This window comes from Verrucomicrobiota bacterium (assembly GCA_019247695.1).
In the GTDB taxonomy this organism is placed as follows: Bacteria; Verrucomicrobiota; Verrucomicrobiia; order Chthoniobacterales; family JAFAMB01; genus JAFBAP01.
This window is the reverse complement of sequence record JAFBAP010000094.1, coordinates 15,611-28,159: the sequence shown is the minus strand read 5'-3', so window position 1 is coordinate 28,159 and position 12,549 is coordinate 15,611. Positions and strand designations below refer to the sequence as shown.

12 protein-coding genes are annotated in these 12,549 nt (G+C 61.2%); 8 read left to right on the top strand and 4 right to left on the bottom strand.

Annotated elements, in window-relative coordinates; all coding sequences use genetic code 11:
* The first annotated feature begins 62 nt into the window (after window positions 1-62).
* Genes JO015_10580 through cysA form a run of 4 tightly spaced genes read left to right on the top strand, consistent with a single transcriptional unit; the run spans window position 63 to window position 3,563 of the window.
* Window positions 63-1,061, top strand: coding sequence for a sulfate ABC transporter substrate-binding protein (locus JO015_10580; GenBank protein MBV9999545.1), 999 nt, complete (start codon window positions 63-65; stop codon window positions 1,059-1,061).
* Complete coding sequence (gene cysT / locus JO015_10575) at window positions 1,027-1,905, top strand: sulfate ABC transporter permease subunit CysT (protein MBV9999544.1); 879 nt, start codon at window positions 1,027-1,029, stop codon at window positions 1,903-1,905. Before JO015_10580 ends, cysT begins: the two co-directional genes overlap by 35 nt.
* 42 nt (window positions 1,906-1,947) lie before the next feature.
* A complete protein-coding gene (gene cysW / locus JO015_10570; GenBank protein MBV9999543.1) occupies window positions 1,948-2,832 on the top strand; it encodes a sulfate ABC transporter permease subunit CysW in 885 nt (294 codons plus the stop codon).
* Window positions 2,829-3,563 (top strand): sulfate ABC transporter ATP-binding protein, encoded by a 735-nt coding sequence (cysA, locus tag JO015_10565; protein ID MBV9999542.1) that lies wholly within the window; start codon window positions 2,829-2,831, stop codon window positions 3,561-3,563. The genes cysW and cysA overlap by 4 nt, the downstream gene beginning before the upstream one ends.
* 325 nt (window positions 3,564-3,888) lie before the next feature.
* Here cysA and JO015_10560 read toward each other — a convergent pair whose 3' ends face one another.
* The 3 genes from JO015_10560 to JO015_10550 are packed head-to-tail and all read right to left on the bottom strand — an operon-like array spanning window position 3,889 to window position 7,074.
* Window positions 3,889-4,620, bottom strand: coding sequence for an amino acid ABC transporter ATP-binding protein (locus JO015_10560; protein MBV9999541.1), 732 nt, complete (start codon window positions 4,618-4,620; stop codon window positions 3,889-3,891).
* Complete coding sequence (locus tag JO015_10555; GenBank protein ID MBV9999540.1) at window positions 4,610-5,398, bottom strand: amino acid ABC transporter permease; 789 nt, start codon at window positions 5,396-5,398, stop codon at window positions 4,610-4,612. Before JO015_10555 ends, JO015_10560 begins: the two co-directional genes overlap by 11 nt.
* Before the next feature lie 11 nt (window positions 5,399-5,409).
* The gene (locus JO015_10550) at window positions 5,410-7,074 is read right to left on the bottom strand and encodes a putative manganese-dependent inorganic diphosphatase (GenBank protein ID MBV9999539.1); all 1,665 of its coding nucleotides are present in this window, start codon (window positions 7,072-7,074) and stop codon (window positions 5,410-5,412) included.
* A 492-nt stretch (window positions 7,075-7,566) separates the two neighbouring features.
* Between JO015_10550 and JO015_10545 the strand changes: the two genes are divergently transcribed.
* The 3 genes from JO015_10545 (at window position 7,567) to der (ending at window position 10,481) form a co-directional block, all read left to right on the top strand.
* Entirely contained in the window at window positions 7,567-8,256 is a 690-nt protein-coding gene (locus tag JO015_10545; GenBank protein MBV9999538.1) for a DUF4230 domain-containing protein, read from the top strand.
* 70 nt (window positions 8,257-8,326) lie between these two features.
* Window positions 8,327-8,923 (top strand): CDP-alcohol phosphatidyltransferase family protein, encoded by a 597-nt coding sequence (locus JO015_10540; protein MBV9999537.1) that lies wholly within the window; start codon window positions 8,327-8,329, stop codon window positions 8,921-8,923.
* A 187-nt stretch (window positions 8,924-9,110) separates the two neighbouring features.
* Window positions 9,111-10,481, top strand: coding sequence for a ribosome biogenesis GTPase Der (gene der, locus JO015_10535; protein MBV9999536.1), 1,371 nt, complete (start codon window positions 9,111-9,113; stop codon window positions 10,479-10,481).
* 526 nt (window positions 10,482-11,007) lie between these two features.
* Here der and lexA read toward each other — a convergent pair.
* Window positions 11,008-11,610 (bottom strand): transcriptional repressor LexA, encoded by a 603-nt coding sequence (lexA, locus tag JO015_10530; protein ID MBV9999535.1) that lies wholly within the window; start codon window positions 11,608-11,610, stop codon window positions 11,008-11,010.
* 105 nt (window positions 11,611-11,715) lie between these two features.
* On the opposite strand from lexA, the gene JO015_10525 reads away from it, so the two are divergent.
* Window positions 11,716-12,507, top strand: a complete 792-nt coding sequence (locus JO015_10525; GenBank protein ID MBV9999534.1) for a hypothetical protein — start codon at window positions 11,716-11,718, stop codon at window positions 12,505-12,507.
* The last annotated feature ends 42 nt before the right edge of the window (window positions 12,508-12,549 follow it).

Genomic DNA, 12,549 nt, shown 5'->3' with positions numbered 1-12,549 from the left:
CCGTTTAACGTGCTTTAAAGCCTACGATGTTGGTAGGGTAAAGCTTCGCTTCTTATGATCTTATGATCTACGCACTGCGTTTATTTTTTTTAAGTTCGCTTCTGGCCGTCGCGCCGCTCGCGGCGGAGACCGTGCAGTTGCTCAATGCTTCGTACGATCCGACCCGCGAGTTCTACCAGCAATTCAATGAAGCGTTTGCCAAGGCGTACGCGGTCAAGACCGGTAAGAAGGTCGAGATTCAGCAATCGCACGGTGGTTCAAGCAAGCAAGCCCGTTCGGTGATCGACGGTTTGCCGGCGGACGTGGTCACGCTCGGGTTGGCGGCCGACATCGACGCGCTTCATACCAACGGCAACCTCGTCGCGGCGGATTGGCCGAACCGCTTTCCGAATCGTTCGGTGCCTTATACCTCGACGGTGCTGTTCCTGGTCCGCAAAGGAAACCCGAAAAACGTTAAAGACTGGGATGACCTCATCAACCCCGGCCTCCAAGTGATCACGCCGAACCCGAAGACGTCGAGTGGCGGGCGCTGGAATTTTCTGGCGGCGTATGGCTACGCGCTCCACAAGGCGGGAGGAGACGAAACGAAGGCAAAAGATTTCATCACCAAACTTTACCGAAATGTACCGGTTTTGGATTCAGGCGCGCGCGGGGCGACCATCACATTCGCGCAGCGGCAACTGGGCGACGCGCTGATCGCCTGGGAAAACGAAGGATACCTGACGCTCAAGGAGTTCGGGAAAGACCAGTTCCAAGTCCTTTACCCCTCAGTGAGCATCAAGGCTGAACCGCCGGTGGCCGTGGTTGACAAGGTGGTTGATCAGAAGCACACGCGGGAAGACGCGACCGCATACCTGCAATTTCTCTACACGCCTGAGGCCCAGGAGATCGCGGCGAAGAACTTCTACCGGCCACTGTCGCCGGACCTGGTGGCGAAGTACGCGAGCCAGTTCCCGCAGATTCCCTTATTTACCGTCGATGAAGTTTACGGCGGCTGGGCCAAGGCGCAGGCGCAGTTCTTTGACGATGGCGGGGTCTTTGATCAAATCTATCAACGCTGAGGCAAACGGCGTTCGTCTCTGGCGGCGGCGTCAGATTCTTCCCGGGTTCGGCCTGACGCTCGGGTTTACGTTGGTCTATCTCTGCCTGCTGGTGCTTCTACCGCTTTCCGCCGCCTTCCTGAAGGCGTCCGGACTGGGTTGGGAGGGCTTCATCCGGGCGGTCACGGCGCCGCGCGTGGTTGCGTCCTTTGGGGTAAGCGTCCGCGCATCCGCAGCGGCTGCGGCGGTCAACACCGTGCTGGGGACCATCGTTGCCTGGGCGTTGGTACGGTACCGGTTTCCGGGTAAACGGCTGCTGGATGCCATGGTAGATCTGCCGTTTGCGCTGCCGACATCGGTGGCAGGAATTGCGCTGGCGGCGATCTACGGTCCGCACGGGCCGGTGGGTGGACCGTTGCTCCGGACGTTTGGCTGGAAGGTAGCGTACACGGAAACCGGGATTTTCGTCGCCCTGACCTTCATCAGCCTGCCGTTCGTGGTAAGGACCCTGCAACCGGTCATGCTGGAGCTTGATCCGGAGTACGAAGAGGCGGCGGCGAGCCTGGGCGCTTCACGCTGGCAAAGCCTGCGGCGCGTGATCGGGCCGGAACTCGTCCCGGCGGCGCTGACGGGGTTCGCGCTGGCGTTTGCCCGGGCGCTCGGTGAGTACGGCTCAGTCGTTTTTGTCGCCGGCAACATGCCGATGAAGACGGAGATTGTGCCCCTGCTGATCATCACGAAGCTGGAACAGTACGATTACCGCGGTGCGACGGCGGTGGCGGTCACCATGCTGGTGCTGTCGTTCTCACTTCTCCTGATCATCAACCTGCTCCAACGGTGGTCGGCCCGCTGGATTACCCGTTAGAACCCGCGAGGTACACAACCGGTAGCCGGTGAGTTATCGATTATGCTGGAAGCCCGGCCCCAACCGCCCAAAGCCCATCCCGCCATTGCCGATCCATGGCCGCTTCGGGCTTTGCTGATCGTGGTAACGTTAGTCTTCTTATTGGTTTTCCTGTTCCTGCCGCTTGTTACGGTGTTTAGCGAAGCTCTGGCCAAGGGTCTGACCGCTTATCTGGCCGTCTTCCACGATCCGGTGGCCCAGGCGGCCATTCGCCTGACTTTGATGGTCGCAGCCATCGCAGTGCCGGCGAACCTGGTGTTCGGGATCTGCGCGGCCTGGGCGATTTCGCGCTTCGCGTTTCCCGGCAAGAGCCTTCTGATTACGCTGATCGACCTTCCTTTCGCGGTTTCACCGGTTGTCTCGGGGCTGATTTACGTGCTGCTTTTCGGGGCGAACGGCTGGCTGGGGCCGTTGCTGGCTGCGCATCACCTGAAGATTATCTTCGCCGTCCCCGGAATCGTCCTGACGACCATCTTTGTGACGTTTCCTTTTGTCGCCCGCGAACTGATTCCGGTGATGCAGGCGCAGGGAAGCGAGGAAGAGCAGGCGGCCCTTTCCCTCGGTGCGAACGGCTGGCAGACTTTCTGGAGGATCACCCTGCCCAAGGTACGCTGGGGGTTGATCTATGGGGTGATTTTATGCAATGCGCGGGCCATGGGCGAATTCGGGGCGGTGTCGGTGGTGTCAGGTCACATCCGGGGCTTGACGAACACCATTCCGCTCCACGTGGAAATCCTTTATAACGAATACAACCTGGTTGCCGCGTTTGCGATGGCCTCGCTGCTGGCGTTGCTCGCGCTATTGACGTTGGCCATCAAAGCGGTGATTGAATGGCGCCTGCGCCTGGGATCGGGTTCGCAGGCGGCATCGGCCGGAGCTTTAGGATGAAAATTGAAGTCAGAGATCTGGTCCGGACCTATGGCCGGATGATTGCGCTTGACCACGTGTCGGTCACGGCTGACGACGGTGAATTCCTGGCCCTGCTGGGCCCTTCCGGGTCGGGCAAGACCACCCTGCTCCGCATCATCGCAGGGCTTGATTACCCGGACAGCGGGACGGTCTTATTCGGGGGTGAGGACGCGACGCGGCTTAAGATCCAGAAACGGCGGGTGGGATTTGTCTTTCAGAATTACGCGCTGTTCCGGCATATGACGGTGGCGAAAAATGTCGCGTTCGGCCTTGAGGTGAAGCCGGGCCGCGCCCGGCCGGCGTCCGACGAGATCCGGCGGCGCGTTTCCGAGCTGCTGCGCCTGGTGCAGCTGCCGAACCTGGAACACCGGTACCCGCACCAACTTTCCGGCGGCCAGCGGCAACGGGTGGCGCTGGCGCGCGCACTGGCGATTGAGCCGCGGATCCTCCTGCTCGATGAGCCGTTCGGCGCGCTCGATGCAAAAGTCCGGAAAGAACTGCGCGGCTGGGTCAAACAGCTTCAGCGGGACCTGAAGATTACGGCCCTGTTTGTGACTCACGATCAGGATGAGGCGTTAGAGATCGCGGATCGCGTGGTGGTGATGAACAACGCGCGGATCGAACAGATCGGAACTCCGGCGCAGATCCAGGACGAACCGGCCACGCCGTTTGTCCTCGAATTTGTGAGGGGACGAACCGTACTGGCGTAGCGGCAGGCGAATGCCACAAATGAAGAAGTGGCGGGTAACGGGTAACGGGTAACGAGTGTCGGGTGTCGGGTCACACGGCGGGCACAGCGGGGGAGACGGGCACAACGTAAGAGTTCACACGGCGAACACGGCGAGCCACGGCGACCACGGCGGAAAGAAGAGTTACAGATTTGGCATCGGCAACTCTTCCCCACGCTCGTGCCCGACACCCGACACTCGTTACCCGTTACCCGGCACTTCTTCATTTGTGGCATGCTCTGCCGCTCCGAACTCCGAACCCCGAACCCCGAACCCCGAACCCCGAACTCTCCTCGACACTCGGCACTCAGTACTTCAGGATCCGGGATAGGAACCGCCGTGCCGGCTCCGACTGCGGGTGCTCCAGAACGGCGGCGGGCGGACCGCACTCGACGATGCGGCCGCTGCTCAACAGGGCGACCTGGTCCGCCACTTTTCGGGCGAAGCCCATCTGGTGCGTCACCAGGATAAAGTCGCGCCCTTCGAGGCGCAGTTCCTCGATCACTTCCAGAACCTCCGCCGTCATTTCCGGGTCGAGGGCCGACGTGGGTTCATCGAACAGCAGGAGCCTGGGCCGAATCGCGATGGCCCGGGCGATGGCGACGCGCTGGCGCTGCCCGCCGGACAACTCAGCGGGCGTTTTAAAGCGGTGCTCCTGCAATTGGAGCCGCTCCAGGATCTGTTCGGCGGTTCCGCGTGCGTCGGCGGGCCTTAACCCATGCACCTTTTCAAGCGGCAGGGTGATGTTCCGCAACGCGTTCAGGTGAGGAAACAGGTTGTAAGCCTGGAAGACCGTCCCGATCGACATCCGGTAATGCCGCAATTCGTCTTCGGTGCGAGGTAAAACCTGACCATCAAGCACGATTTGTCCGGCGTCGGCGCGATCGAGGCCGGCCAGCAGCCGGAGCAGCGTCGACTTGCCGCCACCGGATGGACCGATCAACGCAAGGGTTCGCGTCTGGCCGACGTCAAGGTTAGCGCCGCGCAGGACGGGGTGGGATCCGAACGATTTCCAAAGGCCGGCGAGCTCAAGTTTCATACGTCGTACGGCGCTCCAGGTATTGGGCGCCCAGGGTGATGGGCAGCGTAAGCACGAGGTAGCCGCCGGCGAGGACGAGGTAGCACTCAAAATGGTTAAAGGTCAGCGCCGCAACCTGCTGGGCATTCCAGGTAAAATCCTCGATCGAGATTACGGAGAGCAGGGACGAATCCTTGATCAGGTTTGCAAACATGCCCGCCAGCGACGGTAAGATCACGCGGATGGCCTGGGGGAAAATGACGTACAGGTAGGTCTGGCGCCGGGTTAACCCGATGGCTTTGGCTGAGTCGAGCTGGGAAGCGCCAATACTCTCGATGCCGCCGCGGATCGTTTCGCCGACGAACGCGCCGGTGAACACCGAGAGGGTGGCCACGCCGACGATGAAACGATTCTCGACCCGAAAGGCGTCTGCCACGACGTAAAACGCGAATGAGATCTGCACCAGCAGCGGCGTCCCGCGGATCACTTCGACGTACAATCGGCTAAGCGCCCGGAGGACCAGCCAACCGGATCTTCGCGCGAGGGCGGTGAGCAGGCCGATCAGCGTGCTGCACACCAGGGCGACCAGGGAAATGCCCAGCGTGTGCCACCAGCCGCGCCAGAAGAAACCCTGGTAACTGCCGATCGTATGCCAATCCCAATGGTAACGAAGCCGGCTGAAGGAAAACACGCACACCACGCCGATGAGAAGGAAGGCCAGCGCCCAATTGAGCAGCGCCACCGGCCAGCTCACCCGCCGTTGACCCTGGTATGGGTCAAGCCAAAACCAGCGCAGGATTTTGTCCCGGGTCACGCTCTCGGGCGGACCGCTTCCGCCTTATGCAGGCAATCCAGCAGAAAAGGCAGGAGCTGCTTTTTGCGTGAAACGACCCCGTTTAACTCGAAAAGGTTTGCTTCCAGGGCGGGGTACGTGATCGTACCCAGGAACTCGGGCGGCGCGGCCAGCAGCAGCAATGAGTTCTGCGTGTTCACGTCCGTGATCAGCAGCGCGGCGAAGTAGGCGCCTTGGGCGGCCCGGTAGGATTCCAGGGCTTTGTACAAATCCTCCTTTTTCTCCCAGAAAGCATTAAAATTGAGCTCCTCGATTTGCGAGACGCTGAAGCGAGCGCCGCTTTCGTCGTAATCCTTGCAATCGGCGGTAACGACGTCTTTGGGGGCAAGTGAGCGGAGCGGGGAACCGACGGAAAAGATCTCTTCGGCGAGCCGGGTCGCCGTCACGCCGGCGGTCCGGCTAAGCTCCTCCGCGACCTGGCGATCAATGTCCGTGGTGGTCGGCGAGGTCAGGTTGAGGGTGTCGGAAATCAGGCCTGCAAGGAGCAGCCCGGCGGTGGAGCCGTCGACCGGTATCCCGTACTGCCGGTAAGCCAAGGCGACGAGCGTACTGGTTGAACCGACGGGATTATTCCAGAACATGATCGGCAGGTCAGTGCTCAGCCCGCCGATCCGGTGGTGATCCAGGACCTCGATGATGGGCAACTCGGAAGCCCCGGGCACGGCCTGAGAAAGTTCGTTGTGATCGACCAGGATGAGCTGGCGTGGCACGGGCTTCAAAAAGTCGCTCTTGGAGAGCAGACCGACGAGCTGCCGGTCACCCTCAATCACCGGAAAGAGCAGGTCGGCCGAGTTGGCTACCAACTGGCGGACGGAACGCAGCGACGCGTCAGGGTTGAAGCTGGTGAAATTGGCGTCGACCATGCGCCCGACCCGGACTGCGCCGCGGGATAACAGGGCGGAGGTCGCCGTATCGAACTGGCTGGAAATCAGGAGGACATCTTTCTCCCTGGCTTTCGCGCGGATGGCTGCCGACACGCCTAACCCGCCCGTGACGACGATCGCCAGGACACCGGCGTCAATGGCTGCCGCCTGGATATCTTCCCGGTCTCCAACGAAGAGCACCACCTGGCATGGATCATAGCCTTCCAGCCGGGCTGCAAACGACTCCAGCCGCATCGCCGCCACCATGATCACCAGCGGACGGACCTCGGGTCGCGCCTCACCGGCCAGCAACTGGCCATCAAGGGCGTGGACAATGTCGGCGATGGCGCCTTCAAACCGGCGTGCATTCATCGTTTCCTCGCGCGGCGGAAACAGGTAGCGGCTCATCTTCCAGCCGGACAAGAGGCCAAGGCAGCGATTCTCCTCGTCGACGACCGGCAGCGCGCGGAGCCGCTTCAGTTCCATGGAGGCCATCGCCTGATAAATGGAGGCGTGTTGAGGAACCGAGACCACCTTGGTGTCCATGATGTCGGCAACCCGTGGGGCCACGTCGCTCACAAACTGCGGTGCCGGTACCCCGAACCGCTGAAGAACGTAGTCAATGCGCTCGTTGGTATTGCCGGCCCGGCCGGCAATGACGTCGGCCATACCCAGCCGCCGTTTCAGCCCCGCGTACGCGATGGCGGAACAGATGGAATCCATATCGGGGTTACGGTGGCCAATCACGATCGTCTGCATGGGGGAGTCCTCCGCGAATGTTCTCTGGCGCTTATGGATGGCTGAATTCCGCGGAGGTTGCAACTTCTAACCCCTCCGGACGACGCATGCGGGCGAGGCCGAAAAACGGTTGGCTTGCCCGGCTGCCGGGGGGTGAGAGGAAGCGCATGTCCCGGCCGCTCCGGGGGAGCTTGGCCCCGCGCTAACGCACGCGGAGCCGGCACCGACGACGGCGTTACGAAAGTGCGGCAGGGGGAGCCAAACCTGCACAATTTTTCTAGAATGTAGATCTGTTTATGTTATTCTACGCATACGCATGGATCAGGGGCGCCGTGGTAAGCTGATTTGTGCGGGATGAGTTGCATCTTGACCGAGCGGTAAAATCGCGAAATATGTGGTTGAAAGGTGACTCGGCTTGAGCGAGATTGCTCTTCAATTTTTTGAAGGATTGTTCTGGGGGGAACAGCAGCCCTTCGTATCCAGCGGATACGGGGGGCTGTATTTTTTCGGGACATGAGACGCGGAAGAATCAGCTGGCCCCTCGCGTTGGTCATCATCGTTCTGCTCGTTACCACGCTCGCATGGTACAGCGTTCATCGCCTCAGCGAGCTTCCCGGTGAGGCGATCGCCGCCGTGGGCCGTGAATCCGCCCGGAACGCGGCCAAAGTCAGCGAAACCCTGGTGGAGCTTTTTCATCTGCGGCCGACGGTCACCACCCGGAACGAGATCAAGATCGATCCGCAAACGGCCCCGATTTCCCAATTGGCTCTGGTCAGCCGCGAAACTGAAGTGACGCGCCAGACCAGTACGACCTGGCTGGGCAGCACCAAGAGCGTCCGGTTGCGAGCCGTTTACCGGGTGCAGGCCGGTTTTGACCTGATGAAACGCTTCAGCGTTGAGGTGTCCGGTAATCACGTCGAGGTAAAGGTGCCCCCGGCTGAGATCCTGACGGTTGAACCGGTTGAGACTCACGTCGACGGGTTAGATAACGGTTTGTGGAACCGGGTACAAGCATCAGACGTGCAGACGGAACTCGCCGCCATGCCGGACGCGGCTCGCGTCAAGGCGGCCGATCTGCCTGCGGCGGCAGAGGATGCGTTCCAGAAAACCCTGCGTGACCGGCTGGCGCCGGCCGGCCTCCAGGTCGACGTCAGCTTTGAGGAAGCCAAGCCGCCCGTACCGGCTCCTTCCGGCGGATTGTAAGGGCCTGGCGAGTCGCCGAACCCGCGTCAGGGCGTAGGGATTGCTCCGCCCTCTTGCACGGCGGTGGGTTTTGCTTACGATTCCGGCAGACGGCATGACCCTGGCAAATCGCATCACTCTGGCACGCATCGGGTTAATTCCGCTTTTCGGCGGATTTGCAGGGGCTTATAGCCGCTCGGTTTCGGCCGGCAAACCTGATGAAAGGCTGCGCCGCCTCGCGACGGCCGCTTTCTTTTTTGCGACTCTCACGGACGGCGTCGATGGCTTTGTCGCCAGGCGATTTGATCAGAAAAGCCGGCTCGGCATGATCCTTGATCCGATTGCGGACAAAGGCCTGATGCTGATTGCACTGCTCACGCTGGGCCTGGGTCGCTGGAATGAAGGATTCCCGGCCTGGTTTCCGGCCGTCGTGCTTGGCCGGGAAAGTCTGGTGGTGAGCGGCTACTGGGCGTTGAAGGAACGCCGGGGGGGCGTTGAGGTCAAGCCGAGCCCGGCCGGGAAGGCGGCGACCCTTTTCCAACTGTTATCGATGCTGGCGGTCCTGCTCGGGATCCGCAAATCGACCGTGCGATTGCTGGTGACGACGGCTTCGGCGCTCACGGTGGCCTCCGGGCTCGGTTACCTGTACGACGCCTGGAAAAAGGCCGGAAACCCCACCGCACGCTGAGGAAATCTGGAGGGTGCGGCGCATACGGGGCCAGGCATTTGCGGTATTCGTGGCATTTTTCCGTTTGTAGCCTTTATCGGGTTTGACGCGGTTGCATGGCCCGCCGTTTGGACTCACCTTACGGGCATTCGCCTCTGGTGTTGCCCGGCAGAATCAACGTGTACAACGCCGGTGAGGTCAGGAACACATGGGAACCTTGCCAACCGTCGCTATCGTCGGCCGGCCGAACGTCGGCAAATCGGCCTTGTTCAACCGCTTGGTGCAAAGGCGGATCGCCATCGTTCACGATCAGCCGGGGGTAACCCGGGACCGGTTGGTAGCGGAGTGCAATGCCGGCCTGCGTTCTTTCACGGTCGTCGACACGGGCGGCATCGGCGGAGGCAGCAGCGACGAGCGGTTTGAGGAACGCGTGCGGTCGGAAGCTGACCTGGCCATGGACATGGCAGACGTGATCCTGTTCGTGACGGACGCCAAAGACGGCGTCACCCCGGTCGATCAGATGCTCGCGAAAGAACTTCGCAAAACGCGCAAACCGATCATCGTGGCGGTAAACAAGATCGATCACGAGCGGCACGCGGATGCCGAAGCTGATTTTTCATCCCTCGGCTTTCCCGACCTGGTTGCAATCAGCGCCGCCCACGGCCGGGGGATCCCTGAACTACTTGAGCGGGTCCAGCACGAACTGCCGCCGGAGAGGGGCGAACCCGGTGAGCAGACCGGTCCGCCGGCCGACCGGCCCCTTCGCCTTGCGATCGTCGGGCGGCCGAACGTCGGCAAATCGTCATTGATCAACGCCATTCTGCAGGACCAACGCACGATCGTAAGCGATGTCCCCGGCACGACCCGTGATGCGGTCGACGTTCCCTACGAGCGAAGCGGGAAGAAATTTCTGTTGATCGACACGGCCGGCATCCGTCCCCGAGGCAAACACAACACGTCGGTCGAGGTTTTCAGCGTGATGCGTTCGGAAAAGAGCATCGAGCGTGCAGACGTCTGCGCGCTGCTGATCGACGCCGTCGACGGGGTAACGGCGCAGGACAAAAAAATCGCGGGCTTGATTCAGAAGAATGAAAAGCCGTGCATCGTCGTCGTCAACAAACTGGACTTGGTCAAACCGCCGACCAAAGTCCGGGATTTCCTGAACGGTGTCCTCGGGCAGATCCGGACTAACCTCTTCTTTCTGAGTTATGCGCCGATCGACATCCTGTCGGCGGAAACGCGTGAGAACCTGGACCGGCTCTTCAACAGCATCGAAAAGATCGAAACGCACTCGCAGCGGGTCATCGGTACCGGCCAGCTTAACCGTTTGCTGCAGACGGCCATGGAGCAACATCCCCCACCCTTAAAGGGCCAACGCCGTCTGAAGATCCTGTACGCGACGCAGCTGACTCCAGCCGAAGGCACACCGGTACCCATCCCTGCGTTCCTGCTCTTTGTGAACCACCCTGAATTGCTGAACGATGAGTACAGGCGTTACCTGGAGGCAAAGGTTCGCGACCACGCCGGTTTTTACGGGCTGCCGGTTCTCTTCCGGTTGCGTTCGCGGCGGGAAGAGTAGGAGCTCGGGGTTCGGAGGCGCCGCATAACTGAGTCCGGCCGCCCCCGAGGGTCACGTTCACACCGCGGGAAAACAGAATCACCCGCAGAACACGCAGAAGAACGCAGAAAAGAGGAATCATCCACAGATCCTGCGGATTATTTAGATTGACACAGATTAAAGGGACCTGGCGGCAACTCTAAGGTTGACACTCGCAGCCATTCCCCAGGATGCCGCTCCGAACTCCGAACTCCGAACTCCGAACTCCGAACTCCGAACTCCGAACTCCGAACTCCGAACTCCGAACTCCGAACTCCGAACTCCGAACTCCGAACGCCGAACGCCGAACGCCGAACGCCGAACGCCGAACGCCGAACGCCGAACGCCGAACGCTTTCCTCTTCCCGCCGTGGTCGCCGTGGCCCGCCGTGTTCGCCGTGTGAACTCTTACGTCGTGCCCGCCCTCCTCCGCTGCGCCCGCCGTGTGACCGTGTGAACTCAGTCGTTGTGCCCGCCCAACCCGCCGTGTCCGCCGTGTGACCGACACCCTACGCCCGCCGGATCAGGCCGATCATGACGCCCTGAATCTGGAGATCGGCGGCCGGAACCAGGTCGCGATACCGCGGGTTTTCGGCTACGAGGCGGGGCTTGCGGTCAACGATCACATAACGCTTCAGCGTCACCTCGCCGTCAATCAGGGCCGCAACGATGTCCCCTTCCCGGGGCTGCCTTTTCTGGACAATGACCAGGTCGCCATCGGCGATCTGGGCGTTGATCATGGAGTCGCCCCGAACACGCAAGGCGAACACGCCCGCCGGTGATCCCTGGCCGAAAAGGCGCAGGTCGAGTTCGAGCGCCTGATCCGTTTCCTCCTCTGCTTCCACGGTCGGTCCGGCGGGAATCGTACCCAGGAACGGAATACGGCGTTCCCAGGGCTCCCGCTCCGGTTGCGGCACCACGGCGGCCCGGGCTTTCCCCGGGGACTTGTGAATCGCGCCCTTTTTTTCCAGCGCCCGCAGGTGGTTCATCGCGGCCGTCTGGCTGTGAAAGCCGAAATGGGCCTGAATCTCACGGGTCGTGGGCGGGAGACCGGTGTCGCGCTGCTGTTTTTCTATGAAAGTGAGTACTTCCTGCTGCCTTTGCGTAAGCATGTCATCTGTGTTCCGGCGAACACTACTGATCAATAACTAATGATCAATGGTCCGTGGTCAATAATAATTGATTATCGGCGTGCGGTCATTGATCATCTTCAGCGTTTGAAGAACCTGATTCGATTTCTCCTCCTCGCATTCTGGACCGTCGCGGCGCTGCCCGTACAGGCACAATTTGCGTTGTCGCGCCAGGACCCGAATGAAGTCATTCTTTCCGTGCTCGGCACGATGCCGCATGCCGGCGGCTACTCCGCTTCCTCCGAGACGACCCGGCGCTTGCAGTCGGCCGTTCAGCCCCGGAACGGGTTGATGGTGCTGCCCGAGCTGGCGAGGCCCAGTTATTGTTCCGGCGCGACTTACCTCGTTTTCCTTAAAGCGCTCCAATTTCTTAACCGTCGAGCGCTGGACTCAAACCCGGCGTTGATCGACGCCCTCCTGATCCGCGGCCAACCGGACGGGGTCGGCGTCTGGGGACGTTGGAATGCCAACGGGCCCGGTACGGCCTGCCTGTTCCAGGAACTCAGGCTGGGCAGAAATTTTAGCTCGTTCGACCTTGCCCGTCCCGGTGATTTCATGAAGATCTTCTGGACGGCCGCCGTCGGACGCGCCGAACACGGCCATTCGGTCATTTACCTCGGGCGAGAGACCAGCCAGGGGGTGGAAATGGTTCGTTTCTGGTCCAGCAACCAACCGCTCGGGTTCGGCGAGAAGGTTGTGCCCCGCGCACGCATCGCCTCGGCCATCTTCTCGCGACTTGAAAATCCGGAAAACATCGGACGCGCGCCGGCCCTCCCCCTTCGGAACGCGTATTTGGCCGGTCTCATCCGCAAGGACTCATCGTTGATGGAGGCGTTGGGCCAGTGCGGGATTTACCGCCTGCCCGGCGAGAGCCCTTAGAGCCGTCTAGGGTTGAGAAAATTTTCTTTTGCAAAAATCCGG

Coding starts and splice junctions, on each gene's coding strand:
- der (MBV9999536.1), top strand. CDS start 9,111: ATGGGAACCTTGCCAACCGTCGCTATCGTCGGCCGGCCGAACGTCGGC.
- JO015_10560 (MBV9999541.1), bottom strand. CDS start 4,620: ATGAAACTTGAGCTCGCCGGCCTTTGGAAATCGTTCGGATCCCACCCC.
- JO015_10550 (MBV9999539.1), bottom strand. CDS start 7,074: ATGCAGACGATCGTGATTGGCCACCGTAACCCCGATATGGATTCCATC.
- JO015_10545 (MBV9999538.1), top strand. CDS start 7,567: ATGAGACGCGGAAGAATCAGCTGGCCCCTCGCGTTGGTCATCATCGTT.
- cysT (MBV9999544.1), top strand. CDS start 1,027: ATGGCGGGGTCTTTGATCAAATCTATCAACGCTGAGGCAAACGGCGTT.
- lexA (MBV9999535.1), bottom strand. CDS start 11,610: ATGCTTACGCAAAGGCAGCAGGAAGTACTCACTTTCATAGAAAAACAG.
- cysW (MBV9999543.1), top strand. CDS start 1,948: ATGCTGGAAGCCCGGCCCCAACCGCCCAAAGCCCATCCCGCCATTGCC.
- cysA (MBV9999542.1), top strand. CDS start 2,829: ATGAAAATTGAAGTCAGAGATCTGGTCCGGACCTATGGCCGGATGATT.
- JO015_10580 (MBV9999545.1), top strand. CDS start 63: ATGATCTACGCACTGCGTTTATTTTTTTTAAGTTCGCTTCTGGCCGTC.